Origin of the sequence: Bacillus sp. S3 (assembly GCF_005154805.1) — a bacterium.
Classification (GTDB): Bacteria; Bacillota; Bacilli; order Bacillales; family Cytobacillaceae; genus Neobacillus.
In genome coordinates this window covers 4,939,266-4,966,252 of record NZ_CP039727.1, presented here as the reverse complement: position 1 = coordinate 4,966,252, position 26,987 = coordinate 4,939,266, and the positions used below count along the sequence as shown (strand labels likewise).

Genomic DNA, 26,987 nt, shown 5'->3' with positions numbered 1-26,987 from the left:
CCAGGCAATTTCCTCTGTGCTTGGTTCTTTCAGTAGGAGGAATTGGAAATGGAGAATATTGACTATATCTTTCCAAAAGATTTTTGGTGGGGATCTGCAACTTCCGCGACACAAATGGAAGGTGCTGCCTCCATCGATGGCAAAGGAATGAATATTTGGGATTATTGGTATGAAATAGAGCCGAATCGCTTTTTTGATGGTGTAGGGCCTGCGAACACATCGCAATTTTATGAAAAATATAAAAAGGATATTCAGCTTTTAAAAGAAACTGGACATAATAGCTTTCGGATGTCCATTTCTTGGTCACGGCTTATACCAGGTGGCCGTGGTGAGGTAAATCAACAGGCAGTTGCATTCTATAATAACGTGATTGATGAGTTACTCCGCCATGAGATTGAACCTTTCGTGAATCTTTACCATTTTGATATGCCGTATGAGATGCAAGAGCTCGGAGGCTGGGAAAGTAGAGAAGTGGTTCGTGCCTATGCTGATTTTGCTTCAGCTGCCTTTGATTTATTTGGCGATCGTGTCAAGAAGTGGTTTACTCATAACGAACCAATTGTCCCAGTTGAGATGGGCTATTTATATGGTGCCCACTACCCTGATGTCTGCGACTTCCAAAAGGCTGTCCAAGTGGCTTATCATTCGATGCTTGCAAGTGCCAAGGCGATTGAGGCCTATCGGAAAAAGAAGTTGGACGGGAAAATTGGAATTATTTTGAATCTGACACCATCGTACCCGAGAAGCCAACATCCTGCCGATCTGAAAGCTGCAGCAATTGCCGATGCCTTCTTTAACCGGTCGTTCCTGGATCCTTCTGTAAAAGGCACATACCCTGAGGATCTTGTGGAATTGATTAAAGCGGAAGGGTTTATGCCAAAGATAGAACAGGGTGACCTTGAGACAATTCGTGCAAATACAGTCGATATACTTGGGATCAATTATTATCAGCCAAGGCGTGTAAAGGCAAAGGAAAACATGCCAAATCCATATGCCCCATTTATGCCTGAACGCTACTTTGATTACTATGACATGCCGGGGAAAAAAATCAACCCTCACCGTGGATGGGAAATCTATGCTAAAGGAATTTACGACATTCTAATCAACCTGAAAGATAACTATAACAATATCGAGTGCTTTATTTCGGAAAATGGCATGGGGGTTGAAGGTGAAGAACGCTTCATAGATGAACAAGGTATGATCCAAGATGATTATCGAATTGAATTTTACAAAGATCACTTGAAATGGATTCATCAAGCCATCCAGGAAGGCGTCAATGTGAAAGGCTATCATGTCTGGACCTTTATGGACAACTGGTCCTGGTTGAATGCCTATAAAAATCGTTATGGACTCGTTTCAGTTGATATTCATGGAGACGGCTCGCGGACGATTAAGAAGAGTGGGCAGTGGTTTAGGCAGCTGGCCGATCATAATGGGTTTTGATCATACCTAAAATATTTGTTCATTAGAGTCAAGGGATTAAGGCGAATGGATGTCTCTTAAAGGAGAAAAATTGGTCTTTGCCGCAATTTATAAAGAAACTATCTAAAAGGTAAAAACCGCCGCCAAAATTAACTTTTGGCGGATTTTTTGATGTTTTTCGAGTCAAAAACGCCATCAAAAAAGAAACTGCTGAACAAATAGGAAAAGAAATCAGATTGCCCTCTTACAAGCCTTTTGCCCTTATTTACCCGCAGATGACTCCGGAATGACTTATTGCTCATATAGGAAACCTCATTTAGAAAGATATTGCTTTATCCAACCTAGTTCACCTATTTCTCCCTTTTCAAATTAAGATGTAATTGTAATCTAAAATAGTATGATAATATTATACATGGGAAATTTAAACCATATTATTAAAGTAAAATAAGAAATTTCTAATAAACTATCAAAAAAGGGGTATATATGAAGGGATTTTATACTCAAATAAATAAAAAAGTATACTATATTACAATGTTAACTTTTATAACCATTATGATAATGGGGTTATTTATTGGTAATCCACGTATAGGTGGGCATGGGGGCGGCTTTATCTTACATGTTACACTTGTGGTCATTCTATCTGTCTGTTTATTACTTTATCCTAGATTTGTAACCCATGTTTTTAGAATAATCATAATAATAGTAGCGTCCGTTTACTTTTATACACTTTTCTTTTTATATCCAGAGACTGGGTCCGACTTTATCTTTCTATGTTTAATTCCAATAATCTCTATCTTGTTTTTTGATGCAAAACTCTTTTACTTTTCTTTACTATTAAGCAGTATATCAATAATATTTACTTTTAGTTATATTATGCTACTTGATCAAGGCAATCTATTCTACTTTATAAAACAAGATTTAACAGGAAATGTTATAAACTTTATAGGTAGTCAAGTGATTATCTATTGTGTATTTTATTTATCGTATGGACGAATTAAAAAACAGCAATTATATTATGAACAAATAAAACAGACAGAGCGTTTGAAGATATCTGGCCAACTAGCAGCTGCTGTTGCTCATGAAATCAGAAATCCTTTGACAGTTGTTAAAGGATTTTTGCAGCTAAACGAAAAAGATCCATCAGTTAGTGATGATATAAAGAGACACTATACTTTGATGATTGGTGAATTGAATGCTGCTGAGCACGTGATTTCTCAATTGTTATCTGTTGCAAAGCCTAATAATGATCAAGAAACGGAAACTGTGAATGTAAAGAATGTTCTTCAGACTGTAACAGATTTACTTCATTCATATGGACTTTTGCGTGAGAATAATATCGAATTAAATGCAATAGAAGATTGTATTATCGTCGCAAACCCCATAGAATTTAAACAATTATTAATAAATATAATTAAAAACGCAATAGAGGCCTCCGAAATAGGTGATTCGGTGGAGATAACGGCTAATATGAAGAATGATTTTGTTGAGATTAAAGTAATCGATTATGGACAAGGAATGTCAGAAGCAGAAGTAGGGTCTTTAGGTACTCCTTTTTACTCTTTAAAAAGTAAAGGGACGGGACTAGGTATGATGATTTGCTACAATATTGCAGCAAAATATAAAGGAACAATAGATTTCCAAAGTTCGAAAGGTGAAGGTACTACGGTTACTATTCGCTTTCCATCAAAGAATGTCTAATATATTTTTTAGTATTAGCACAATGCGAACGAAAACAGACCCCGGTGAATACATTTCACTGGGGTCTGTTTTGATTAAAGGGAGAATGTCCCACTCATTTTTTTCGATCTGATCATGCTTCTGATTTTTGAAAAAACTAGGCGGCAGTTGTGTTTTCTCTTGTTATGGCCGGTCTAGTCAAAGAAAATACGGCACATAGTAACGAGATCAGGACAATGACACTTCCAAACCAAGCTGTGCTGGAAACAGTGCCGGTTTGGTTTAAAACGAGGCCGCCAATTGCTGACCCGAGAGAAATACCTATTTGCAATGCGGAATTATTAAAGCTTTGCTGTATATCGGACGTAGCAGGGTCTGTTTGAATCAAATAGCTTTGTTGCGGCGGTGCCAAACTCCAACTTAGTGCTGCCCAAACCATCATCACCGGAATGAATAAGACAAGTGAAAAAGTGGTTAATGGCAATAAGCTAAGTACAATAGCAAAGGCACTAATGACGATGATGATGCTTTTGCGAGAGCCAATCCTATCCGAAAGTGTGCCGCCGAATGCGCCCCCGCCTACAGCAGCAATACCAAATACAAAATAGCAGATACTGATCCAATAAGAATTCAGATGAAGATTTGTTTCCAAAAATGGTGTGAAATAAGCATAAACCGTATAATGACCCGCTAGCATAAACAGGGTAGCAAGATGGGCACTGCCAATTTTCGCGCTAGCTACTGCTTTTAATTGTTCTGAAAGTGGAATCGTCCTTTCTCCAGGAATGCGCTCCAAATAGAGTGAAATAAGCACCATTGACCCGATTGATAACACAGCGATTCCAAGGAAGATCACGCGCCAGCCAACTGTATTGGTAATGAGGATTCCTAACGGTACGCCCAACACAAGTGACGAACTAATACCCATATAAATGAGACCCAAAGCCTTTGCTCGGTGAGAAGGGGCAACAACCTTTGCAGCAATAGTCAAGGAAAGTACAACGATAAGTGCGGTACTCAATGCCGTCAACACCCTTGCAATCATCATAAAGGTAAAATTCGGGCTGAAATAGGTCATGACATTACCGAGGAAAAAAACGAACAAGGAAGCAAGATACAATTTCTTGCGTTCGATTTTGCTGGTTAATACAAGCAAAACAGGCCCGGCAATAGCATAGATAAGCGCGAACACCGTGATGAGCTGTCCGGCTGTGCTTAATGATATGTTAAAATCGTCGGCGATGGTTGGCAAAATCCCACCTACTATTAATTCTACTAATCCAACGGCGACCGTCGATAAGGCTAGTATATAAACTTTAAAATTCATAGTCTGTTTCATCCTTTCTTCATGATTAATCGTAAAAGAATTTGGTCTTGATGGTTTTTTTTGGAAAATAAAAAAATCCTGATTACAGAAAAGGAATAAATTCTTTTTCTGTAATCAGGATTTTTATGGTTCCTGGTAGAGACCCTCAAGCCATATTCTAGAGGTTATACAGGTAAATATTTAGTTAATAATGAATACCTAGAGAATATTACTACGCTTCATGAAATTTTTCAAGTGTAAATTTTTTCAATACTGAATCAATGGAAAGCTGCATGCATTGAAGTGACAATCCATTCCAGGGTCGCTTTTCAGTAAAATACTCCTTTAAAAATTAGCTTATTAAACAGATGGCACCTTTATTTCTACTATAAAGCTGCCTTAGGGCGGCTTTTAGTGAAGATTTGTGTCATTTTTATTAAAATAAAAGACCAGTATAAAATAACTCAAACGTAAGTGATAAAATCAGTTGTGTGAGAAGCCAATAACCTTTATTGAAGCCCATCACCCCCTTGTTTAACTGAAATTTGGAAATCGCCATGTAAAAAGGTAAAATAAATGCCAATCATATTTCACAAGGATTTCACATTTGTGATTTATACTCAATTCATGAACGAGGTTACTCCACAGAGGAGTGATTATCAAAATGGATAAGGGTGGAAACGATGAAACATAAATCTTTACTGATACTATTTATAGTATCTATCATGGCAATTGCCGCGGGATGCGGAACCAGTAAGGAAAAAGACACTAGCAGTCAAAATCAACAGGCGCCGGAAATGGTTGACGTTGGATTAAAAATCAATCCGGAAAATCCACAGCCAAATAAAGAGGTAACATTCAGTGCAACGGTCACCCAAGGCAAAGAGAAAGTGGACGATGCTGATGAAGTAACGTTTGAGATTTGGAAGGACGGACAGGAAAAACACGATAAGATTCAGGGGGAGCATAAAGGGGATGGCGTCTACTCCATTACAAAAAGCTTTCCGGAAGCAGGCAAGTATTTTGTGATTTCGCATGTAACAGCTCGAGATATGCACAATATGCCAAAAAAGGAATTTACCGTCGGTGACGCAAATGCTGCCGATGACCAAGCCGAGAACACCGAACATCATGAAGAAGGCCTTGATTCCGATCACCACGATCACCATGACGCTGCGGGCGTATCCATGCATTTTATGGCTGCCAAAGATATAAAAGCTAATGATAAAACAACCTTAACCGTACATTTGCAAAAGGATAATTCTGCTTTAACTAGTGCCAGAGTAAGATTTGAAGTTTGGAAGGGCAATGAGGAAAAACATGAATTTATCGAAACGAAGGAAAATAAGTCAGGAGAATATACAGCAGAGACTACTTTCCCGGCCACTGGAGAATACACGGTCAAAGTCCATGTAGAAAAGGGCGAAATTCATACACACGAGGAAAGCACTTTAACTGCCCACTAAACATTTACGCCTGATTTCATCATCAGGCGTATTTTCCATTAATGAAAAACCACTGATTTTTTCAACAATGAGAGGGGGATTAGATGAAAAGGGGCGGTCTATTTTTACTTACCTTACTTGTTTTAGCAGGCTGTCAAACAGAGAAACTTTCAGTCCCTAAATCAATGAAAGACATTCTTGTTATTTCTAATTTGAAAAAGCAGGAGATTTCCTTTGTTGATTTACAAACAGGCAAATTAACCGCAAACGACTTAAACTTTCGTATTACTTCAATGGAAAAAATCAATCCTAATACGATTATTCTGGCGGGGGAAAACGAAGATTCGCTTTATCGGCTGCAATTAAAAGAGGGGACGCTTACTAAATCAGTAAAGACAGGTAAAGGTGTGAATGAGATGTTATATCGGCCGAAGGACCACTTGCTGTATTTTTCAAATAGTTTAAAAAATACGGTTGGGTTCTATGACGTTCAAAAGGGAAAAGTTACAGATGAGGTAAAAACTGGTAAATTTCCAGCATCGATGGCACTTAACGAAAATAAGAAATTATTGTATGTTGTAAATGTAAAAGGTGCATCGCTCTCTGTCATCGATATTAACACAAAGAAAGAACGTACTCATTTTCCTATCGTAGAGCGGCCGGAGGGGATTTTTTTTGATGGTCAATATGTTTGGATCGGCGGTCACGGGCCATACGGGTCGCTGAACGATAATATTTATGTGTACGATCCGGAAACGGGGAAAGAAGTAGATCGGGTAAAAGTTGGGGAAATGCCGGTTGGATTTTACGGGGACGCGTCAAATTCATATGTGTATGCGATTTGCCACGGTTCCAGCAGTGTATATAAAATCAATATTAAGAACAGGTCCATCAGCAAGCCGCTGAAGGTGGGCGCCAATCCGAATGATATTATTGGTGACAAGCACAGGATTTATGTCACAAGTTTGGATGGCGACTCGCTTGCCATTATTGACCGCACGGATTTTACTAAAAGTAAGCAAATCCGGTTGAAAAACGGACCGCATATGATGGTTTTAGGTGACTTAAAATGAGTAAATATAAAGTTTTAATAGCTGATGATGAAGAGCAGATGCTGATGTTGGTTGGGTCTTATTTGGAAAAAGAAGGGTACGAGACGGTTACTGCTGTGGATGGGAAAGAAGTGTTGGCACAGTGGGAACACGGGGCGTTTGATATGGTCATATTGGACATCATGATGCCGAAAATGGACGGCTTTACCGTGTGTCAAAAAATTCGCGAGGTCTCAAAGATCCCGATTATCATGCTGACGGCAAAGAGCGAGGAGCTGGACCGGATTCATGGTTTAAAAATCGGTGCCGATGATTACATAGTGAAGCCGTTCAGTCCTAAAGAATTAGTCGCCCGTGTAGAGGCATTGCTAAGAAGGTCTAATGATTTTAAACTAGGGCAGAACATACTGGAACTAGGGGATCTGTTAATTGATTTGGAAGGACATACCGCCAAAGTCCAAGGAAAAAGAATCGATTTGACGCGTAAAGAATTTAGTTTGCTGGAGTTTTTTTTTAAGTCTAAAGGACAAGTTTTTTCCAGGGAGCAGCTGCTCGACCATGTGTGGGGACTAGAGAGCAAAGGAACCTTACGAACCGTTGATACTCATATTAAAACATTAAGAATTAAGCTTGGTTCAGCAGGCCATCTGATTAAAACGGTGTGGGGAGTGGGGTACAAATTCGAAGACTAAACTTTGGGTTAAAGCAGAAAATTTGGACGACCATTACCATCGTAGCCGTAATCACGATTGTGTTTGGAACGGGATTAACCTACTATTTGTATGAGAAATTTTATGTAGAAAAACAAAAAGAAATCTTGATTATGCAAGGGGAAGAGCTTCGGAAATATTATTATAAAGCGGTTAACAAGGCAGAGTTTAAAAAAAGGGTACAATGGATCGATGCCAGCTCTGATGCCAAGGTGATTTTTACTGAAGACCCGATGCTGTTAAGCGCTGGAATTCCTTATGATGAATTGGCCGAAAACAACTTAATTACGTTTGATGAAAGACAGCGGCTGCTCGCGGGGAAAAAGGTTATTTTCATCCGTGAGCATCCACGCTTCCAACAGGATATTTTGGCGGTTACGATTCCCTTATTGAAAAAAGATCAACTAAAAGGGGCACTGTTTCTGTATATGCCGCTTGCTGATATTTACGAACCGTTTAAGTCTATTCGAATTGTGCTAGTGGTTTCGTTAGTATTGCTTTTATCGCTTGTAGTCTGGATGGCGCTGAAAATGACAAACAGGCTGATTAAACCATTAAAAGAGATGGAAACCATTTCGCAAAAAATGTCCCAAGGTGATTTTTCCAAAAGAATCGAGGTCCGACAAACGGATGAAGTCGGGAATCTCGCTGCTTCTTTTAATACTCTTGCCTCTTCATTGGAAGCCGTCGAACAAAAGCGAAGGGAGTTTTTGCAAAATGTTTCCCATGAATTACGGACGCCGCTTAGCTATATGAAAGGATACACAGAGGCCATTCTCGATGGTGTGGCTAAAGATCGGGAGGCTTCTCGAAAATATGTTTCGATTATTCATAACGAAACGGAAAGGATGCAGCGGCTCGTTCATGATTTGCTGGATTTGGCGCAGTTGGAGGGTGACTCGTATCCGATGAAGGATGAGCCGCTGCCGTTTGCCCAGTTGATTTCGGAGGTGGCCGAACGGTTTGAATTGTCTGCTCAACAAAAAGCGATTCAACTGGTGCGGAATCTGTCTGATGGGATTATTGTCAATGGAGACTCTGATCGGCTTGAGCAGGTGGTCAGCAATCTGCTTGATAATGCGATACGGTATACACCAAAGGGTAAGCCAATCAGGATTACTTTAACGGAGGAAGGGTCCTTTGCCGTGTTGATGATTCAGGATTCTGGACCTGGCATTTCTAAGGAGGACCTGCCAAAGGTAGTAGAACGTTTCTATCGCGTCGATCGGGCCCGTTCACGAAAAGAGGGAGGAACCGGTTTGGGTCTCGCGATTGTTTTTCAGATTGTAAAAAAACATTTTGGGGAATTGAATATTGAATCGGAAGAAGGCGGCGGTACAACAGTTGTTGTGAAACTGCCTTTATTTGAATAATTTCGTAAAATGGCAGTAAGGCTAACGCTTTACTGCCATTTTGTTGTCAATTGTTATTGGAAACACTTTTCATGGTGTCAAACAGGTGGTATTAGCCATATCTTCATGATGTTCATGCGAATGACTAGATGTAGGTCCCTCCACTTGACTAAAGGCCACCCATTTTTGGATAGCCCCCTTTCCGTTAAATATGAAAACTATGAGAATACGGCAATTTTACGTGCGATAGATTCTGTTAAACGAGAGGCTACTTTCGGAACAGCCCATTTAATAATTGGTGTTAACACCGCACCCGTTAATCCACCTGCATGGACGTTCACCGTACAAGTCATTGTTGTTTTACCAGTACTTTCTTCTGCAGTAAAGTGGCCGCTGCCTGTAAAGTTATCTGATAAACCTTTTAGTTCAAACTTAATATTTGAGGGTTCATTCCATTCGGTAATATCAACCTGCGCTTGGATTGTTTTTTTAATCCCTTTCACACTGCCTTCAAATGTCCAAATAGATTGCTTGTCATTTATGATTTCATGTTCTTTATAGGCGGGTACGGACGTTCCCATTTTTCAAGATCACTGACATAATCCCAAACTGCTTGTACATCTACTGGAATTTCTACTGTATGTGTTCCCACTGCCATTAAGATTCCCACTTTCACTACGTTTGAATTGTAAGTTTACATTTCTAGAAAATAACTATTACATAAACAGTATAAACTTACATCACTTATTATACATGTTTTCCTTTTCCCATCCTCTGCCTTCTGGACTAGTGAGAATGCTTTTTGGGGAACCATTTCAACATTTATTGTAGAACATAATAGTAGGGTTGAAAAAAGTCCTCAGCTCTTTAAAAGGAATTAGTAGAATTTCAAAGAATTAATATATAGATTGTATGATTTAAGGAGGTAGGTTGCTAGTGAGTACACCTATAAAAAACCGTATTGGTGGTGTGTTTATACCGGTATCAGACATCGAGAAAGCGAAAAAATGGTATAGTGAAATACTTGGTTTGGAAGGTGGAGAAATATATTTTGGGCATATATATACTGCTCCAATGGATGGTACAGCGGGATTAATTTTAGATACGATGCCAAAGTGGCGAGACGAAAAAGGCAACATTTCACCTTATCAAGTACCATCCATACAATTTGTTACGGATGATATCCACGTTTCTTTTCAATTTATGAAAGACAATAATGTTGAATTATTGACAGAGATTGAGGACGATTTTTATTTTGTTTTTAGAGACCCGGATGGTAACGTGTTGATGATTTGTAAGGATGTATCTTAACGAATATTTTGGAGATCTTTTTTTCAGTTGTGAATGGTTTTTCTATACATATATAGAATGGGTAGTTATGTTTGTTAACGTGGTGTTTTGATGCAAAAGTGGGTGACTTTACAGTATTAAATGTAAAGCCATCCATTTTTTTGTTTCTTTAAGGCTCTGTTAAACGTGGCTGTTGATTTCCGCTACATCCGCTTCGCTTTCCGCGGGGCGGGCGGTGAGCCTCCTCGGCGCTAAAGCGCCTGTGGGGTCTCACCTGTCCCGCTGCTCCCGCAGGAGTCTCGCGGCTTCCGCTCCAATCAACAGTGGTAAAAAATCAACAATAAACTTGGTTCTTACGTCTTTTTGGTGAATGTTTGTAGCCCTAAGTAAAAGTGTTACCTTCGGTAAAAAAATGTTATATTAATCAAGTTTTAACCCTGGAAACGTAAGCGATTTAACAACACCGTTATACCTGCACGTCCATACATCATCCGTTTGATATTTTTCAACTTATTTATGGTTCCTTCAGTTTTCCCGTTTGACCAAGGTAATGTTATAGCGTAATAAACAGCCTTAATGTCACCTCTGATGCCATTAAGGAAGGTTTGGAAATAAGTAAATGGTGAGTGCTTATGTTCAATCAGCCATTTTCTAAGGCCGGATGAATGTTTTTCCTCAAAAAGGCTCCTAAAGGATTGAATGAATTCGCTAATTTCCATTAACGATGGGAACGTTTTTAGAAGGTTGGGATGCAAGGATTTAAATGCTTTCTTATGGTTCTGTACGTCCTTATCCCAAAGGATCCGGATGATTGCCTGTTGAAGATTCAGTGTCTGTGGCTTTTTATTTCGGATATCCCGGCGTTCGTCCGCAATCATGTAATTTAGTGTGTTGCGATGTCCACCAAACCCTGCTTTCCTGCACGCAGCCTCTATCTTATCACCCTTTGATCCATCTGCGATCATGTTACGGATAAGGGGAAGATATCGGTCATATAAAGAAGTTCGTTTAAGGGACGGTTTCGATGTCGTAGCTAAATCCTTATAAACGGTATTACGGGAAATACCTAGCTGCTTTGCGATCGCTGTGATGCTCTTGCCTTCTTTCTGAAGGCGCCGGGCATTTTGAATTCTCTTCCAAACGTTTTCTTCGTGTTCCACCAAAGGCTGGAGCCGTTTTGGTAAAGGGCGTGATGAACTGCATTGTTGGACATTTGAGTCTTGACCAGTCGGTTTCCATCTTGGCGGCACAATAGACTTAATCGTCTTCTTAACTGCGTCAAAAAGATGCTGGAGGATATGCCAACGATCACCAACTTGCTTGATTTTTGGTGACGCTTCCTCTGCCGCATTTTTATATGCATGGGCACGATCTCTTGTAATCAGTTGAATTTCAGGATGTTTGATGAGCCAGCTCCTTACTGACTCTTTGTCTCGGTTTGGTAAAAAATCAAGGATATCACCTGTTTGTAGGTCTATGAAGATCGTGCCATACCGTTTTCTTTTCTTAAAAGCAAAATCATCAATGCCCACGAAAGGGACACTCCCTTGGCTGAACCGGTTCTTCCTTTTTAATCCGGTACAGAATGGCATCATGGCTTATCGAAATGCGCATTTTTCGGCAGATTTTTTCAGCGGCCAGGCAATTATTAGTGAATCCCACATGACGAATCAGGTTTTCCAGCCTGTTTGTTTTTCTGGCGGAAGGGCTTAACCAGTTCAAACGTTCGGTGAATACTTTAACCTTACAGTCTTTGTTACCACAAAACCATTTGTGCAATAGAACGGTTATATGAACCGAATGACCTGAGACCGGAAGGTCATCGACTTTCCTAGCATATTGGCTGTGCTGTCGAGACGATACATGTTTGCATTCTGGGCATTGTGCATGTTTTGAACATATCTTTAACACGGCATACATTGCATCCGGTTCCATTATGGTATAAAGGACTTCAACGTTTTGGTCGAACTTGAAAAGTTCATTGAAGTTTGAAATGACCATTGTAACCACCGCCCTTTGAGTATTAGTATTGCTATACCCGAAAAGCAGTAAAAAATGCTTTCACCATGTTTGCGTAAGAACCATAAACTTTAACAGAGCCTTCTTTAAAGACTATTTAACTAAATTAATTTTAATAGTATTTATAATTATACCGGTCCTCCCAATCAGGGGTTTTAAAAAAATGTAATATTTCCCTATTTTCTGTATCTATTTCAGGTCTATTATACTATAATCACTATGATTGTATTATTTTTACATTCATACGAAATATCAACTAAATAGGGGGTAAAGATGAAAAAATCACTGGTAGCGTTTATTTGTTTTTTGGTATTAACATCCCTACCGATGTCAGCATTAGCCCATCCAGGCAACAAGGATGCAAACGGAGGACATACTTGTAGGACTAATTGTGAGAAGTGGGGCCTCCAATACGGACAGTACCACTATCATAATGGCGGCAATTCAGGCGGAAGCACGGGTACAAGTGTAAGTACAAGCACAAGTACTTCAAAAACTGGGTGGCAGTATAATGGTGGTAGCTGGTATTACTACTCATCAGGGAAATTACATAAGGGTTGGTTAGCATCCGGAAATACATGGTTTTTCCTAGATTCTAAAGGAGTGATGCAAACCGGATGGATTAATACAGGTGGCGCATGGTATCACCTTAATCAATCAGGCGCGATGGAAACCGGGTGGATCTATGATGGCGCTTGGTATTATTTAAAGAGTAATGGAACAATGTCCAAAGGCTGGTTAAAAGACGGAGGTACGTGGTATTACTTGCAATCCTCCGGGGCCATGAAGACAGGATGGCTTAAGGATGGAAATGCATGGTACTACTTAAAAGGCAATGGTGCTATGAAGGCAGGTTGGGAATTCGTATCAGGTCAATGGTACAATTTTGATTACAAATCTGGTGCAATGAAAACCGGCTGGCTCAAGGATGGTGCCTCTTGGTATTTCTTAAATGCTAACGGAGCGATGAAAACCGGATGGCTGCAGACAGGCAGCGATACGTATTATTTAGGTAAAAATGGTGTCATGCAAACGGGTTGGGTTCAGGTTGGCAGCGACCAATACTATTTCTATGACAATGGAATTATGGCAGTTAATGATATCATTGACGGTATTATGATAGGTATGGATGGCAAGGCAGTAGAATTAGTCGATCCAGTCTATTATAAAAATATAAAAGCAGTGGCTGATCGCTATGGTTATACCATCGAAAAAGATATGGCTCTGGTTATTGTTTATAATGGTGACGATTTAGTAGCTTTTGCAGCAAAGCAATTTATCGGTGGACCAAGACAATACATTGATTTCCTTGCAGAAACAGCGCCAAAAATAGGGGCACCAGAAACGACAGAAAATATTAAACTATATTTTGATCAAATTACAAATCCAAACAATCCAACTACTTACGAACGAGAGGACTTTAAGATGTTCTACGAACAACAAGACGACATGGTAGGTATTGTATGGGGAGATATGTTGAATTTTAATTATTATCAAGAGTAGCAAAAAGAACAAATTGATTACTAGTTTCCATCTTCATTTATTGCGAGATGGTGGTGTTAGGGGCTGTGGAAATGGTCTGCGACATTTTTGTGTGGATTCTATACGTTTATACAGCTTTACTTGTAGGCGGTACCGACTTGGGTGCTGCCTATTTTTTATGCTTAACAAATGTTATCAATACCGCTGCAGAGGGATCCTTGGTTCTTTTTTAAGAGGATTTTTGAGACAGGTTTCTACAATCTTTTTAGGCATTTGGGAAGAGAACATGAGGCTCGGTGCGGGTTGCGGCAATTTCCAAACAAACATTTAATTCATTGCGGAATGACGGGAGATAGGTAGAAAAATGTATAATTCCGTGAAACTTGTTTGATATTCAAAGATTATCGGTTATTTTCTGCAAATTTCCAAGGGAATTATCGACCATGTTTTTATAAGAATTGTAGTGGGAATTTATGTTTCCCAAGACTTTGCTGCAGTTTCAAACAAATGTTTGAATAGTATAGCATATACGGAATATCGTCGAAAGGATGTCGATTCGTGAAAATAGAGGTGCAAATCTACTAACCTCCAAATTTAATTGCACCTTTCAACAATTTTTTTATTAATTGGGGTGGAAAAAGGTATATCTATCAAGGATTTGAAGTGGTTTTAAATAAACGTTTGTTTGATAGGAATAATGACGGAAAAGGGTCGAGATGTGTCTGATCATGGGAGGGATGTCAATTAAGGTGGTTTTTCAATGGCTCAAACGAGGAGTCTGCAAAAAAGTTCTTAAATTCGCCACAAGGGAAATTTGGCCTTTTGTTTAAATGTTATATAGAGATGAGAAAGGAGTGTGGGAATCGATGCGGCCAGGAGACAAAAAGGATTTTATTTTTATTCCTAAAACGGGTTTTATTGAAATTACAGTTGAAGAGAAGAAAAAACAAAATAGTGATTCCTTTTCTAAAAGGAAATCTTCCGATGTAACCGATGCTGATATTGAAATGATCATCAAATTAGATCAACAATATCCCGGAGGCACATTTTTTAAAAATGGTGACCGCTGGGAGGTGAAATATAAACCAGAAGGGTATTAAGGGAACCGTGGTTGCTTCTTCAACAATAGAGGCTTCTGTCACGCTGTTTATATAGCGGGATGGAACCCTATTTATATGGGGTGACGACCATGTGGAAGTTGTGGTACTAAATGACTACCCTTGGTCCCGTTCCATTCTGTTTATAGTACTATTTAACCGAATATTCAAAATTGCATTGACGTATCAATGTTAGCGGTTTAGTATGGGAGGAAATAATTGGTTTCATGTTACTAGATGATACTAGGCATGGAAAACAAAGCGGGAGCATTCTCGCTAGTTTTCCGTGCCTTTTTTATTTTTCCAAGATAGAGAATCGAGTAAAGCCAATTATAAAAAAATCGATCAAAAGGAGGCAAAAGCAAGAATCCTACCTTTTGATAGGAAGGTACCATTTGAAAACAAATTCAATTCAAAGAAGGAGTCGTAAAGGATGATTGGTTTAAAAAGTTTGAAAAGGGTGCTGGTCGTTTCTTCTGCCTTATTGTTATGTATCCCTAGTGTAAATGGGGTTACTAAGGCATCCGCAGCTAGTGAAGTCAATCTAGCGATTAACCCGAAACCACAGGAGTTGAAAATAACGGATCAAGGTTTTCCGCTTACACCGAAAGTGGGAATTGTTGTAGGGGAAGAAACCGATGAACAAGCGGTGAAAGAGGTTGTTCATACGCTGGAAGCAGCAGATGTAATACAAATTATTCGTTATAACGCCGGTGAAAAGGTCACTACACCTGTTACTGTATGGATTGGCGGCCCTTCTGAAAATGAGGCTTCCGCAAAAGTGCTGGAAGATATGGGTATTGAAGGTCCAGAAGGATTGAAGGATGAAGGCTATGTCCTTGCCTCAAGCAGCAAAGGGAAAAAACAGATTGTACTAGCGGGAAAGGATCAGACAGGAACCTTCTATGCGGCAAAGACGTTTACACAAATGATTCAAAAACAAGAAGGCAGGGATCGGTTTCCTCAGGCAGAAATACGTGATTGGCCTGACATGACCATTCGGGGTTCCATCGAAGGATTTTATGGACCGCCTTGGACACATGAAGATCGCTTAAATCAGTTGGAATTCTATGGAGATAACAAGCTGAATACATACATTTACGCGCCTAAGGATGATCCCTATCATAGGGAAAATTGGCGTGAACCCTATCCGGATAAAGAATTTGCACGGATAACTGAACTGATTGAGAAGGCGCAGGAAAACCATGTGAAGTTTACTTTCTCCCTTTCTCCAGGTCAATCCATTTGCTATTCAGGGGATCAGGATTTTGAATTGTTGAAGAAGAAGATGGAAAAGATGTGGGGCTTAGGTGTGAAATCCTATGCGATTTTCTTGGATGATATCGATAAAAACTTACATTGTGGAGAGGATAATCTGAAATTTGGGGAAGATGCGGACCCAATTGCTGCAGCCCATGCCTATCTATTGAATCGTTTTACGAAAGAATTTATCGACACACATAAGGGTGCAGAGCGGTTGATTACTGTTCCAACAGATTATGCCGGAAATCAATCTAACACCTACCGTGAGCGCTTTGCTGAATTGCTCGATAAGGATACGCTCGTTATTTGGACGGGACCGGATGTGGTTGCCAAACAAATCACAGCAGAAGATGCACAGCAGGTAAGGGATATTTTTAAACATGATTTGTTGTTATGGGATAATTACCCGGTGAACGATTTTGAACGTAATCGAATCTTCCTCGGTCCGCTCGATAAAAGAGATAAGGAATTAACGAAGCACGGTGTAGAGGGCTTAACGGCGAATCCAATGAATGAAGCAGAAGCTTCAAAAGTCCCATTATATACAATTGCGGATTACTCATGGAATCAGGGCGGCTATAATCCAATCGATTCGTGGGAGCGCAGTATTCAATCTTTCGGCGGTAAGGCGGCAGATGCCTTGAAAACATTTGCGGAAAATTCTTATTCATCAACGATTGATAATAAAGATTCTTTGACATTAACACCACTGATTGAAGAGTTCTGGAAAGCCTATGGGACCAATGATATGGAGCAGGCTGCCAATAGGCTCCTTGCTGAATTTGGGAATTTGCGTTCAGCACCGGATAGACTGCGTCAACAACTGGATAATGAGAAATTTCTAAATGAAACAAAACCGTATTTAGATAAGATTGAATTATACGGAGAAGCGGGTCAATTGGCTGTTAAAGGCTTACTAGCGGACAAATCAAATGACCTTGAGGCAGCGGTGCAATACAAAGAACAATTGAAGTCTTTATTGAAAGAGATCGATGCCATCCCGCAAAAAATTGGAGAGTCTGCGCTCAGACCGTTCCTTGTACAAGGTATTTGGGGCCAAAATGTAAAGTCTAGAGCATTGGACGGCGTCAATGCAAAACGCGGAGCCGATCAACTGATTCAATATACACCAGTGCACGGGGAGACCACAAGGACCAATCCATATGGCTATGAAGTAACCGTGGAAGACGGGATCGTTGTAAAAAGAGGCGGCAATAATTCCGCCATCCCAGATAACGGTTTTGTATTAAGCATTCATAACAGCAATTGGATGGAAAGAAACTGGCTTGATGTGCATGCTGTTATTGGTGCAAAGGTTCTTGTAGAAAATGGGCAGGTACTCATCACCCCACCTGTAGAAAAGTAAGACCGGGGGGTGCCAGGTGCCAGGGGGACGGATCTGCGGTCTTTTCTTAAAGGAAAAGACCACGAAACGTCCCTTTGGTTTCTAACTGATAATGCTTGTCCCTTCAATTACGACGTGGCAGATGATTTTCACCTGCAGATTTTGATAATCGGCTTCCCATTTTTTATAATCAAACCCCCGATTCCTGCTTTTATAGAAGTGGCCTAATCCAATCGGGTCGATGTTTTGTTGCTGGAATTGCTTGACTAGCTGTAAGCATTCCTTTTCCACTTCCTTTTCTAACTCTTTCTGAATCTTTTTTATATCCTTTGTTACCAGTTTCTTTCCTGTATATTCTTGGACGGCTCCCTTGATTTTAATCTGAATGGTCAAGTGGGAGGGGTTATTTTCTGCTATTTTAAAAATATGTTTGGATTGGATGCTTCTAATGGATGCCTTCGCATCCGTTTCCTTCGGAATTGAAAAATTCCCCTTACTGTATTTGTCTACCAGCAGCTTGAAGAAAAACAGTTTTTCAATCGGAATGTCGGTTACCACTTTATCCTCTTTAAACAGGCTAAGCCCGCTGATTTCAACTTGGGTAGCACTGGTTTTCTTTAATCTGGGAAGATAAATATCTTTTCCTTTTTGATAATAATCACGCAATAACAATTGGAGATTCATTTTAGGTAAATCTTTACTCTTTATATTGTTATCGAGAAGATTGTACAAATGATTCCCACTTCCGATTGTTCCATACTCTCCTTTTAAAATAGTCTCCGCTTTCCCTTCAGCGGTGGCAAAAAAGTTTCTGGCTCCGATGGATACATCCCTTTGATATACATCCAATATATCTTTAATGCCGCGTTTTCCGAGCTCCTCCCCAATCACCGTTATGGCCAAACCGCCGGTAACAAGAGGCTGGGGCGATTGTTTATTCGCCTTTATTAAAAGATCTCTTCTTAAAGTCGCTTTTGAGGTAAAGGTTTGATTGATAATACTTTTATCAGGCTTGAAATTTTGTGTTAAAAACGTGCCAATCATTTGACCGCCTGATTGGTCGAAACCGACACCAGTGATGATATTAATATCATCAATGATTTTTTTTTCAATACATCCTGACAGAGGAATTAGTAAGAATACACATAAGATCAGTCTTGTCATTTCTGCTTCACCCTCTTCGCAATCTGGACGGTAATGAATAATAAAGGAATGTACAGCATCGTAAAAGCAAACCCTATTTCCGCCACAATCCGATTTAAGAGGTCAATCTGTTCCCGTGTGTGAATGAAATTAATAGCAGCTAAATGGGCGATCATGAACATATACACCCCTTTTTTCTGGTTGATAGGAAAGATCCTTTTGATGAGCCTGGAGCCAATCCAGATCGAGATACAAACATTCGGAAGGATAATTAAATTCCAGTTGGCAATTCCGATGAATTCAAAGCGATCGACAAAGGATAGCTTTACAATTTTCCACATTGACAAAGTCGGCCATAATGCCTTTTGCAGCTGCACTTCTGAGAAATAGGCAAACGTGATAATCGCAAAAATCGTCAATAGCAGTGTGGTCGTAAGGACAGCCATATGAGCCCATTTTTTCGATTTTTGCGGATCCTTTATAAACGGGTATAGAAACAGCACGATTTCAAAGCCGATAATAGAAAGGGTCATCTGAAAAGAGCCCTTTAGCAAATCCGTTACAGAATGGTCCCAAATAGGCAGTAGACTTTCAAAGTTAGAATAGGGTAAATTGAAGCTGAACGTTAACAGTAAGTAGGACGGAAGAACAAGGGAGAAAAAGGCGATTCCAACGATTGTTCTGAGTCCGCCGAATACAATATACATACAAAGCACTAAAAAGAAGAAGGTGAACCAGAAAATGTTTAATTCCGGAAACATCCAAATTTGAATGATTTCAATGAATGTACGAAGAGTAGCTAAAGAATGCAAAAGGAAATAGCCAATAAGCGGAAAACTGAGTACCTTCCCGAGAAAATTCCCTGCTACATACGTATGGGCCGTCACCAAATCTCCGTTAACAGCTTCAGCAATTTTATACATCATCCAAAGAATTATATGAAGACATAAACCGGCAAACAGGATTGAAATCCAGGCATCATAGCCGGCATGTTTGGCAATTCTGCGCTGAAAGTCAAAGGTACCGAGTCCGAGCTGCATGGCCATAATTGCGTAAAAAATCAAGAAAGGGGAGATTTTCAGCCTGTCAGGAATGGTTTGCTCATTTCTCATCGGTTCACCTCCCTATTTATTCCTTGTCCATTATTCATTCCTCAATATCCTTTTTCCTCCTTACCTTTTTATTACTATAGCGGTAAGGATTTTCTGTTTTTAAAAATTGCGGCCTCATTGCCAGTTCTATAAAAGGTAATCGGATGAGGGAATCCTTTAAATCTGACACCCTGGGCGGATAAAAGGGCTCTAAAAACGGCCTGCCAAGAGAAGTAAGCCGAATTAAATGAGTCAGTAAAATACAAAAACAAAATACAATCCCAAGCAGTCCCCATAAGTGTGCAAAAAACAAAAAAGGAAAGCGAAGGATCCGGATGGTATTGCCCATTTTATAGATGGGTGTTGTAAAGGAAGAAAGTGCTGCAAGGGCAATCAGAATGAGAAGAACATTACTTGTAAGGCCGGCTTCAACCGATGCCGTCCCAATCACGATTCCTCCCACGATCCCAATGGTTTGCCCTACCTTTGTTGGCAGCCTCGCCCCCGCCTCCCGTAACAATTCAATCGTCAATTCCAAGAACAAAGCCTCCAGAACTGGGGGAAAGGGAACAATCCTCCTTGATGAAATTAATGTGCCTAATAAATCATGGGGAATAATTTCATAATGATAAGTAAGCACTGCCACATAAAGCGGGGTTACCAAGATGGAAAAGGCGACGGCAAACACCCTCAGCAATCTGAAAAAGGAAGCAATCATCCAATTTAAATAATAATCTTCAAAGGCACTGAAAAAATTAACAATTGTAGTCGGCGTAAGCAACACACTCGGCGAACCGTCTACACAAATGGCTACCTTTCCTTCGGCTAAAACCGCCGCGACTCTGTCCGGCCTTTCTGTATCTAAAAACTGCGGAAAGGGTGAATTCGAGTTATCGGCAATCAGTTGTACGAGATAAGAACTATCCGTAATGGCATCAAATTCAACACCCTTCAAACGCTGTCTGACGGTATTGACATTCTCCTGATTCGTAATCCCTTCAATATGTAGGACGGCAATCTTTGTTTTCGATAGACTGCCAATGGTGAACTCTTCCACTATTAACTCTTTGATCGGCAATCTTTTTCTGATTAAGTTTACATTGGTCTCCATGGATTCGACAAAGGCTTCTTTTGGTCCAATAACAGAAATCTCTACTTCAGGTGATGTGACAGGACGGGTCTTTTCCTTTTTGGCCGCAATAAAAGCAAAACGCTTTTCCTCTGTTTCAAGGGACAGCAGCACATAGCCCTGACATAATGTATCTTCAATTTTGGAAGGATCCTCACAGAGTTGAACATCTTCAAGTGGGACGATTTTCTTTAGATCAGCAATCGACTGAAATTCTCCTTCTAGTAAAGGAGAAAGGATCCCCTGCTGCACGATTTCATCATCCACTAGTGTCGTTATAAATGTAAGGCAAAACCGTATATTTGTTTTTGGATGATCATAAAAGGCTTTTTTAAAGTCCTGCGATTTTGCAATTGTTTGTGTCCAGTCTTGTTTTTCACTATGTACTGGTTCGCTCTTTGGTTTCAACCATCTTTTCATGCATCATCACCATCTATTTCGGGTTACCATTATTGTTACCTTAATTGGAAGAACTATGAATAGAAGGTGCCACTGGCACGTACCTCCGATTTATGTCGAAGATAGCTTCTTTCTCGGATTCGCTCATTGAAGGGAAAAATTCGCTCATTAAACATCGAAATTCGCCCATTAGGGTGTAAAATTCGCTCATTAAACATCAAATTTATAAATAATAAAGTCGTTGCCTTTTCGAAGATTGTGTCCTCAAGCTCACGATTGTTATTCGCGTTCAAATTGATTTAAAATCAGATAGAGGTTTCTATTTATTTTGGGGGGTGTTGAAAAGTTAGGTGCAATTAAGGAAGGCGGAACGAAGTTTGTTTGTGCGGTTGGTCTGGCTTATGATGTCGGCATGATCGGAGCCTTATTACTTGCAGACAGTGCTGTGACAGAGACATAAACACTTTTTAAAAAAATGAGGTGAGGAAAATGGTTTGGAAGATTACTAATTCTAGTAAAAAACAGGTGGATCGATATGGGGTCACAATTGATCAGGTCGTTCTTCCTAATGGTGAGGAAAAGACATTTTCCTATTTAAATATTACAAGGGGTGTCTGCATCCTGCCCATCACGGAAAATCATGAAGTAGTTTGTTTGAAACAATACCGTCATGCGGTAAAGAGCTGGGAATGGGAATTACCTGCCGGGATGATCGATGGCGATGGCATCTCGCCGCTTGAGGTCGCGAAAAAAGAGCTTGAGGAAGAGACGGGCTATGTGGCTGAGCATTGGCTAGATTTAGGAAGCTTTTACCCTTCTGCCGGATCGACGACGGAGGAGATCTTTTTATATGCTGCGGCTGGCTTAACTCCAACCCAGCAAAAATTAGAAAACAGTGAACAGATTGAATTACATACTGTTACGATGCAGGAATTGAAGGATTTAATCAGTAATGGCGATTTTAAGCATGGCGCCGGTCTTGCGGCAGTTTTACGATATAAATTTAAGACGGATTAATTTAGAGGGAAGTTTTCTGCAACCGCTATTTTTAAAACCAGTTTTTAAGGGGAGAAATTAGGGCGGTACTGCTAGAGGAAGCAAGGGCCCGGTTGGCTGCCTTGCTTCATTTTCGTATTCAGATGAAGGCAATGACCTTTATTGGATGCATATCGCCCCTCGATAGGGAATGTAAATTATTTTGTGTAAATGGTTGAATTACCTTATTTTAGACTATACTGACATTACAATGTTCTTACCTACTAGGGGGATAGGGCAATGCTGGGGAGCAACCCGAGCACCTAATAGGGTTCTGTACAAAAGGAGAGGGGAATTTTCCTCTCTTTTTCCTTTTGGGAGAACAAAAGCGATAAACCCTTAGGGCGTAGCCCTAACTCTATAAAGGGTAACTTACAGAATTACTTCCCAAGCCGCCCTTCAAACATAATCTCAAACTGTTGTCTACATTCTATCCAACCCGGAATAGGATTAGTCCATTTATCCGTAACACCCACTGTAGCCAGATATACAATCTTTTTGAGTGCATTGTCGGTAGGATAAGCGGTCTTGGTTTTCGTGACTTTTCTCAATTGTCTATGGAAGGCTTCTATCGTGTTCGTGGTATAGATTAGTTTCCTAATCTCTACAGGGTACGAGAAGAAGGCAGTAAGTTCGAGCCAATTAGCCTCCCAAGATTTCACAACAGCAGGGTATTTTTTGCCCCATGTCCCCTTAAATTCGTCAAAGGCAATTTCAGCCTTTTCAAGAGTAACAGCCTTATAGACTTTCTTTAAATCATCCATAACGGCCTTACGGTCTTTATTTGGAACATACTTAACATTATTACGTAATTCATGAATAACACACGACTGAATAGTGGTCTTTGGATAGGCCGCGTTGATTGCCTCAGAGAAGCCAGAAAGCCCGTCCTTACAGGCAATTAAGATGTCCTGGACACCACGACTTTTTAACTCCTGGCACACATTCAACCAAAAACTTGCACTCTCGTTTTCGCCAATCCAAATGCCAAGAATGTCCTTAACACCTTCCGAATTGATGCCTAATACCGTGTAAGCAGCTTTACTGATGATCCTATTTTCATGTTTCACCTTGAAATGGATGGCATCTAAAAACACAATCGGATAAACAGGGTCTAGTAGACGGGTCTGCCATTCAACAACCATGGGTAAAACTTTATCAGTCACCTTACTCACCAAGCTTGGTGAAACGTCAATACCGTAAATATCCTTCATATGTGCTTCGATGTCCCTCGTTGACACTCCTTTGGAATAAAGAGCAATAATTTGATCCTCTAAACCATTGATTGAGGTTTCGTAATTTTTAATAATTTGAGGTTCATATGTTCCATTACGATCCCTTGGGATGCTTAATTTAGTCTCACCAAACTTGGATTTAATCGTCTTCGATTTAAACCCGTTGCGACTATTTCCCGAGTTATTCCCTCTTACGTCATTTTTTGCATATCCGAGGTGATTCTCGATTTCAGCTTCAAAAACCTGTTGTAGAGTTTCCTTAAAGAGGCCCTTAATCATGGCTTGAATATCATCCACGGTTTCACATTGGCTAGCCAATTCCTTAATCGTCATATCCCCAAAATTTTGCATAAATGATCATCTCCTTAGTTGGCAAGTATAACCATTTACACAAAATTTTAGACGTTCTCCCTCGATATGATAGAAAATGAAGCCAATGCCCCTTATTGGATGCATATCGCCCCACGATATGAAAGAAAATGAAGCCAATGCCCCTTATTGGATGCATATCGCCCCTCGATATGATAGAAAATGAAGCCAATGCCTCCTATTGCTTGTATATCGCCCTACGATATGATAGAAAATGAAGCCAATGTGCCTTATTGGATGCATATCGCCCCTCGATATGATAGAAAATGAAGCCAATGTCCCTTATTGGATGCATATCGCCTCTCGATTTTATTGGAAATGAAGCCAATGTGCCTTATTGGATGCATAACGCCCTGCGATATGATAGAAAATGAAGCCAATGCCTCTTATGAAAAACCAGACCGTCTGGTTTGATAAATTCATTAAATCAATCAGTCTTGCTTAAAACCTATTGACCAAAAGGAATAGGGGTGATTTAATATTCTTATAGTGGTTGGGTCACTGAGCCAACTTCGACAAGAAGGAGGGAGCCTTTTTATGAAAGCCTTGATAACAGAATTAATCTGGAATGAAGGAATTGATGAACTGGAACGACATGGGTTTGACGTGCATTATGATGAAGGTCTCTGGGAAAACCGTGAAAAGCTGCTTGATATGGTCAAAGATTATGATGCCATTATTGTTCGGAACCAAACAAAGGTGGATCAGGAACTGTTAGATGCCGGAATCCGCTTAAAGGTAGTCGGCCGTTTGGGAGTTGGAATGGATAACATTGATATCGCGGCAGCGAAAAAACGCCTCATTCAAGTAGTTTATGGCCGGCATGCCAATGCTACTTCCGTTGCAGAATATGTGTTAGCTGCCATGTTAGACGCGAATCGGCCGCTTTCCTTAGCAAATCAAGATATTAGGGCGGGGAATTGGAACCGTAAAAGGTTTACCGGCGGCGAGATCGCTAACAAAACACTTGGATTAATTGGACTGGGAGAAATCTCTCATCGTGTCGCGAAGCGGGCACATGCTTTTGGCATGAAGGTAATTGGCTATGACCCGTTTATCACCGAGTACGACCATATTGTTTCAGAATCGGGTGTTCAGCTAATAGAATCCCTGGAAGACCTTTTAACAGCTGCCGATTTCATTTCCTTACATGTTCCGTTGACACCAGCGACGCATTATTTCATTTCGGAATCAGAACTCAAAAAAATGAAGCCTACTGCATTTATTATAAATACCTCTAGAGGAGGTATTATAAAGGAATCCGCACTGGCGGCTGCTTTACATAATCATACAATTGCCGGGGCCTTTTTGGACGTACTTGAAATAGAGCCTATCTCACAATCTAATCAACTTTTAGCCTGCGAAACTGCCATAATCACACCCCATATTGCAGGACTCACCGATGAATCTCAAATCAGAACCTCATTATTAGTAGCAAAAGAAGTAGTGAAAATAGTAAAAGGCGAACGCTCCTTATGCACTATATAAAAAATATTTTGAAAATTTAAATATTGATGTTGACTATCCCGTAATTTGATGATTTAATAAGTATATAGAAAGTGGTTGGGTCACTCAACCACAACTCAACCGTCAAAAGGAGGCTTTCAAATGAGTAACAATAGTCACGCAAGTACTGTTACGGAAAAGCAGTCAGAGGCAGCTGGAAATGTAGTCACTCACAAGTTTTTAATCCATCATCGCGGCGATCATGTAGGTGTTGCTACAAGTCCCATTCAAGAAGGGGAAAAAGTAGTCGGGATTTATATGGATGATAATTCCGATGTTGTTGTAACAGCTAAAGGGGATATTCCTTTAGGTCACAAAATTTCCCTCGTTAATTTAGAAGCAGGGGAACCAGTTTTAAAATATGGCGTTCAGGTTGGTTTAACAACAGACAAGTGGGAAATCGGCGATTACGTTCATACCCACAACATTAAAACGGCGAGGTGGTAGAAAATGAGTCAACAGCTTTTTGGTTATCGCAGGGAAAATGGTAAGGTCGGCATTCGGAATCATGTGATTATTTTACCGGTAGATGATATTTCTAATGCAGCTTGTGAAGCTGTTGCAAGACAAGTGCAAGGGACGCTTGCTCTTCCACATGCATACGGCAGACTTCAGTATGGTCCAGACTTAGATTTGCATTTTAGAACGATGATTGGAACGGGTTCTAACCCTAACGTAGCAGCCGTTGTCGTCATTGGGATTGAAGAAAATTGGGCGAAGAAAATCGCTGATGGAATTGCCGAAACTGGTAAACCAGTATCCTATTTTTCTATCGAAGGAAATGGTGATTTAGAAACGGTCCGTGCGGCATCTTGGAAGGCGAAGGAGTATGTTCAATGGGCCACTGAGCTGCAAAGAGTGCCAATTGAATTAAAGGAATTAACGGTGAGTATTAAGTGCGGTGAGTCAGATACGACGACAGGCCTAGGTTCATGTCCAACCGTGTCTCAAGCTGTTGATCGTTTAGTAGATGCAGGCGCTACTGTATTCTTTGGGGAAACCTCTGAACTAACAGGCGGCGAGCATTTAATCGGTGATCGGATGGCCACACCGGAACTGCGTGACCGATTCATGGCTATCTATGATGACTATGTTGGCGAAATTGAGTCTAAAGGTGTTGATTTATTAGGCTCGCAGCCGACTCAAGGGAATATCGCCGGAGGCTTGTCGACCATCGAAGAAAAAGCATTGGGGAATATTGCAAAAACAGGATCGAAGGAAGTCATTGGGGTCCTGGATCCTGCCGACAAACCAGAGAATGGACCTGGGCTTTACTTCATGGATACATCTTCCGCAGCAGCAGAATGTATTACCCTCATGGCAGCCGGAGGAGCGGTGCTTCACTTATTCCCTACAGGTCAAGGAAATATTATTGGCAACCCTATTGAACCGGTGGTGAAAATTACGGCTAATCCCATCACTGCTGCCACGATGAGTGAACATATTGATGTGGATGTGCAGGGCTTGCTGTCCCGCAATATTTCACTTGAAGAAGCTGGAGATCAATTAATGGAAATGATTTGTCGTACGGTAAATGGACGTCTTACTAGTGCTGAGGCTTTAGGCCATCGCGAATTTGTTATGACAAAATTATATCGCAGTGCTTAAAACTCACCTCCC

At 40.3% G+C, this 26,987-nt stretch carries 24 protein-coding genes and 1 riboswitch; of the genes, 15 read left to right on the top strand and 9 right to left on the bottom strand.

The window, feature by feature from the left end; translation table 11 throughout:
• The first annotated feature begins 48 nt into the window (after positions 1-48).
• Positions 49-1,443, top strand: a complete 1,395-nt coding sequence (locus FAY30_RS23810; protein WP_149872172.1) for a glycoside hydrolase family 1 protein — start codon at positions 49-51, stop codon at positions 1,441-1,443.
• Between the two features lie 462 nt (positions 1,444-1,905).
• Positions 1,906-3,120, top strand: a complete 1,215-nt coding sequence (locus FAY30_RS23805; protein WP_149872171.1) for a sensor histidine kinase — start codon at positions 1,906-1,908, stop codon at positions 3,118-3,120.
• A 136-nt stretch (positions 3,121-3,256) separates the two neighbouring features.
• Here FAY30_RS23805 and FAY30_RS23800 read toward each other — a convergent pair whose 3' ends face one another.
• Entirely contained in the window at positions 3,257-4,426 is a 1,170-nt protein-coding gene (locus FAY30_RS23800; protein ID WP_149872170.1) for an MFS transporter, read from the bottom strand.
• Positions 4,427-4,517: 91 nt separating this feature from the next.
• A riboswitch (purine riboswitch) is annotated at positions 4,518-4,618 on the bottom strand.
• A gap of 470 nt (positions 4,619-5,088) precedes the next feature.
• Here FAY30_RS23800 and FAY30_RS23795 point away from each other — a divergent pair.
• The 4 genes from FAY30_RS23795 (at position 5,089) to FAY30_RS23780 (ending at position 8,985) form a co-directional block, all read left to right on the top strand.
• The gene (locus FAY30_RS23795) at positions 5,089-5,871 is read left to right on the top strand and encodes a FixH family protein (protein WP_149872169.1); all 783 of its coding nucleotides are present in this window, start codon (positions 5,089-5,091) and stop codon (positions 5,869-5,871) included.
• 83 nt (positions 5,872-5,954) lie between these two features.
• Positions 5,955-6,923: a YncE family protein gene (locus FAY30_RS23790; protein ID WP_149872168.1), complete on the top strand. Its 969-nt coding sequence runs from the start codon at positions 5,955-5,957 to the stop codon at positions 6,921-6,923.
• Positions 6,920-7,594 carry a response regulator transcription factor gene (locus tag FAY30_RS23785; RefSeq protein WP_149872167.1) on the top strand — a complete coding sequence of 225 codons (675 nt, stop codon included), beginning with the start codon at positions 6,920-6,922 and terminating at the stop codon, positions 7,592-7,594. Before FAY30_RS23790 ends, FAY30_RS23785 begins: the two co-directional genes overlap by 4 nt.
• Complete coding sequence (locus FAY30_RS23780; RefSeq protein ID WP_149872166.1) at positions 7,564-8,985, top strand: sensor histidine kinase; 1,422 nt, start codon at positions 7,564-7,566, stop codon at positions 8,983-8,985. Before FAY30_RS23785 ends, FAY30_RS23780 begins: the two co-directional genes overlap by 31 nt.
• A 197-nt stretch (positions 8,986-9,182) precedes the next feature.
• On the opposite strand, the gene FAY30_RS23775 is transcribed toward FAY30_RS23780, so the two are convergent.
• Positions 9,183-9,545, bottom strand: a complete 363-nt coding sequence (locus FAY30_RS23775) for an SRPBCC family protein (protein WP_223820833.1) — start codon at positions 9,543-9,545, stop codon at positions 9,183-9,185.
• On the bottom strand, positions 9,503-9,622 hold the full coding sequence (locus FAY30_RS27650; protein WP_223820832.1) for an SRPBCC family protein: 120 nt from the start codon (positions 9,620-9,622) through the stop codon (positions 9,503-9,505). Before FAY30_RS27650 ends, FAY30_RS23775 begins: the two co-directional genes overlap by 43 nt.
• Positions 9,623-9,900: 278 nt before the next feature.
• Here FAY30_RS27650 and FAY30_RS23770 point away from each other — a divergent pair, with 278 nt between their 5' ends.
• Positions 9,901-10,275 (top strand): VOC family protein, encoded by a 375-nt coding sequence (locus tag FAY30_RS23770; protein ID WP_223820831.1) that lies wholly within the window; start codon positions 9,901-9,903, stop codon positions 10,273-10,275.
• Between the two features lie 410 nt (positions 10,276-10,685).
• On the opposite strand, the gene FAY30_RS23765 is transcribed toward FAY30_RS23770, so the two are convergent.
• Both FAY30_RS23765 and FAY30_RS23760 read right to left on the bottom strand, forming a co-directional pair.
• The gene (locus FAY30_RS23765; protein ID WP_190284749.1) at positions 10,686-11,786 is read right to left on the bottom strand and encodes an ISL3 family transposase; all 1,101 of its coding nucleotides are present in this window, start codon (positions 11,784-11,786) and stop codon (positions 10,686-10,688) included.
• Complete coding sequence (locus FAY30_RS23760) at positions 11,776-12,255, bottom strand: transposase family protein (RefSeq protein WP_149872165.1); 480 nt, start codon at positions 12,253-12,255, stop codon at positions 11,776-11,778. Before FAY30_RS23760 ends, FAY30_RS23765 begins: the two co-directional genes overlap by 11 nt.
• A gap of 291 nt (positions 12,256-12,546) precedes the next feature.
• Here FAY30_RS23760 and FAY30_RS23755 point away from each other — a divergent pair, with 291 nt between their 5' ends.
• The 3 genes from FAY30_RS23755 (at position 12,547) to FAY30_RS23745 (ending at position 17,481) form a co-directional block, all read left to right on the top strand.
• A complete protein-coding gene (locus FAY30_RS23755; protein ID WP_149872164.1) occupies positions 12,547-13,776 on the top strand; it encodes a YHYH domain-containing protein in 1,230 nt (409 codons plus the stop codon).
• Positions 13,777-14,621: 845 nt separating this feature from the next.
• The gene (locus tag FAY30_RS23750; protein ID WP_190284748.1) at positions 14,622-14,855 is read left to right on the top strand and encodes a hypothetical protein; all 234 of its coding nucleotides are present in this window, start codon (positions 14,622-14,624) and stop codon (positions 14,853-14,855) included.
• Between the two features lie 430 nt (positions 14,856-15,285).
• The gene (locus tag FAY30_RS23745) at positions 15,286-17,481 is read left to right on the top strand and encodes a glycoside hydrolase family 84 protein (protein ID WP_149872162.1); all 2,196 of its coding nucleotides are present in this window, start codon (positions 15,286-15,288) and stop codon (positions 17,479-17,481) included.
• 81 nt (positions 17,482-17,562) lie between these two features.
• On the opposite strand, the gene FAY30_RS23740 is transcribed toward FAY30_RS23745, so the two are convergent.
• Genes FAY30_RS23740 through FAY30_RS23730 form a run of 3 tightly spaced genes read right to left on the bottom strand, consistent with a single transcriptional unit; the run spans position 17,563 to position 21,243 of the window.
• Positions 17,563-18,624: a Ger(x)C family spore germination protein gene (locus FAY30_RS23740; protein ID WP_149872161.1), complete on the bottom strand. Its 1,062-nt coding sequence runs from the start codon at positions 18,622-18,624 to the stop codon at positions 17,563-17,565.
• Entirely contained in the window at positions 18,621-19,715 is a 1,095-nt protein-coding gene (locus FAY30_RS23735) for a GerAB/ArcD/ProY family transporter (RefSeq protein ID WP_149872160.1), read from the bottom strand. Before FAY30_RS23735 ends, FAY30_RS23740 begins: the two co-directional genes overlap by 4 nt.
• Positions 19,716-19,749: 34 nt before the next feature.
• On the bottom strand, positions 19,750-21,243 hold the full coding sequence (locus FAY30_RS23730; RefSeq protein WP_149872159.1) for a spore germination protein: 1,494 nt from the start codon (positions 21,241-21,243) through the stop codon (positions 19,750-19,752).
• 307 nt (positions 21,244-21,550) lie between these two features.
• On the opposite strand from FAY30_RS23730, the gene FAY30_RS27900 reads away from it, so the two are divergent.
• Together FAY30_RS27900 and FAY30_RS23725 are read left to right on the top strand one after the other, a co-directional pair.
• Positions 21,551-21,682, top strand: coding sequence for a hypothetical protein (locus FAY30_RS27900; RefSeq protein ID WP_263315247.1), 132 nt, complete (start codon positions 21,551-21,553; stop codon positions 21,680-21,682).
• Between the two features lie 29 nt (positions 21,683-21,711).
• On the top strand, positions 21,712-22,239 hold the full coding sequence (locus tag FAY30_RS23725) for an NUDIX hydrolase (RefSeq protein WP_149872158.1): 528 nt from the start codon (positions 21,712-21,714) through the stop codon (positions 22,237-22,239).
• A gap of 398 nt (positions 22,240-22,637) precedes the next feature.
• On the opposite strand, the gene FAY30_RS23720 is transcribed toward FAY30_RS23725, so the two are convergent.
• Positions 22,638-23,843 (bottom strand): IS256 family transposase, encoded by a 1,206-nt coding sequence (locus tag FAY30_RS23720; protein WP_149870129.1) that lies wholly within the window; start codon positions 23,841-23,843, stop codon positions 22,638-22,640.
• A gap of 555 nt (positions 23,844-24,398) precedes the next feature.
• On the opposite strand from FAY30_RS23720, the gene FAY30_RS23715 reads away from it, so the two are divergent.
• From FAY30_RS23715 to FAY30_RS23705, 3 genes are all read left to right on the top strand, one after another.
• The gene (locus FAY30_RS23715) at positions 24,399-25,349 is read left to right on the top strand and encodes a hydroxyacid dehydrogenase (protein WP_149872157.1); all 951 of its coding nucleotides are present in this window, start codon (positions 24,399-24,401) and stop codon (positions 25,347-25,349) included.
• 120 nt (positions 25,350-25,469) lie between these two features.
• Positions 25,470-25,814, top strand: coding sequence for a UxaA family hydrolase (locus FAY30_RS23710; RefSeq protein ID WP_149872156.1), 345 nt, complete (start codon positions 25,470-25,472; stop codon positions 25,812-25,814).
• A gap of 3 nt (positions 25,815-25,817) precedes the next feature.
• Positions 25,818-26,975, top strand: coding sequence for a UxaA family hydrolase (locus tag FAY30_RS23705; RefSeq protein ID WP_149872155.1), 1,158 nt, complete (start codon positions 25,818-25,820; stop codon positions 26,973-26,975).
• Positions 26,976-26,987 lie beyond the last annotated feature (12 nt).

Coding starts and splice junctions, on each gene's coding strand:
- FAY30_RS23810 (WP_149872172.1), top strand. CDS start 49: ATGGAGAATATTGACTATATCTTTCCAAAAGATTTTTGGTGGGGATCT.
- FAY30_RS23805 (WP_149872171.1), top strand. CDS start 1,906: ATGAAGGGATTTTATACTCAAATAAATAAAAAAGTATACTATATTACA.
- FAY30_RS23800 (WP_149872170.1), bottom strand. CDS start 4,426: ATGAATTTTAAAGTTTATATACTAGCCTTATCGACGGTCGCCGTTGGA.
- FAY30_RS23795 (WP_149872169.1), top strand. CDS start 5,089: ATGAAACATAAATCTTTACTGATACTATTTATAGTATCTATCATGGCA.
- FAY30_RS23790 (WP_149872168.1), top strand. CDS start 5,955: ATGAAAAGGGGCGGTCTATTTTTACTTACCTTACTTGTTTTAGCAGGC.
- FAY30_RS23785 (WP_149872167.1), top strand. CDS start 6,920: ATGAGTAAATATAAAGTTTTAATAGCTGATGATGAAGAGCAGATGCTG.
- FAY30_RS23775 (WP_223820833.1), bottom strand. CDS start 9,545: ATGGGAACGTCCGTACCCGCCTATAAAGAACATGAAATCATAAATGAC.
- FAY30_RS27650 (WP_223820832.1), bottom strand. CDS start 9,622: ATGGCAGTGGGAACACATACAGTAGAAATTCCAGTAGATGTACAAGCA.
- FAY30_RS23760 (WP_149872165.1), bottom strand. CDS start 12,255: ATGGTCATTTCAAACTTCAATGAACTTTTCAAGTTCGACCAAAACGTT.
- FAY30_RS23755 (WP_149872164.1), top strand. CDS start 12,547: ATGAAAAAATCACTGGTAGCGTTTATTTGTTTTTTGGTATTAACATCC.
- FAY30_RS23750 (WP_190284748.1), top strand. CDS start 14,622: ATGCGGCCAGGAGACAAAAAGGATTTTATTTTTATTCCTAAAACGGGT.
- FAY30_RS23745 (WP_149872162.1), top strand. CDS start 15,286: ATGATTGGTTTAAAAAGTTTGAAAAGGGTGCTGGTCGTTTCTTCTGCC.
- FAY30_RS23740 (WP_149872161.1), bottom strand. CDS start 18,624: ATGACAAGACTGATCTTATGTGTATTCTTACTAATTCCTCTGTCAGGA.
- FAY30_RS23735 (WP_149872160.1), bottom strand. CDS start 19,715: ATGAGAAATGAGCAAACCATTCCTGACAGGCTGAAAATCTCCCCTTTC.
- FAY30_RS23730 (WP_149872159.1), bottom strand. CDS start 21,243: ATGAAAAGATGGTTGAAACCAAAGAGCGAACCAGTACATAGTGAAAAA.
- FAY30_RS23725 (WP_149872158.1), top strand. CDS start 21,712: ATGGTTTGGAAGATTACTAATTCTAGTAAAAAACAGGTGGATCGATAT.
- FAY30_RS23720 (WP_149870129.1), bottom strand. CDS start 23,843: ATGCAAAATTTTGGGGATATGACGATTAAGGAATTGGCTAGCCAATGT.
- FAY30_RS23715 (WP_149872157.1), top strand. CDS start 24,399: ATGAAAGCCTTGATAACAGAATTAATCTGGAATGAAGGAATTGATGAA.
- FAY30_RS23710 (WP_149872156.1), top strand. CDS start 25,470: ATGAGTAACAATAGTCACGCAAGTACTGTTACGGAAAAGCAGTCAGAG.
- FAY30_RS23705 (WP_149872155.1), top strand. CDS start 25,818: ATGAGTCAACAGCTTTTTGGTTATCGCAGGGAAAATGGTAAGGTCGGC.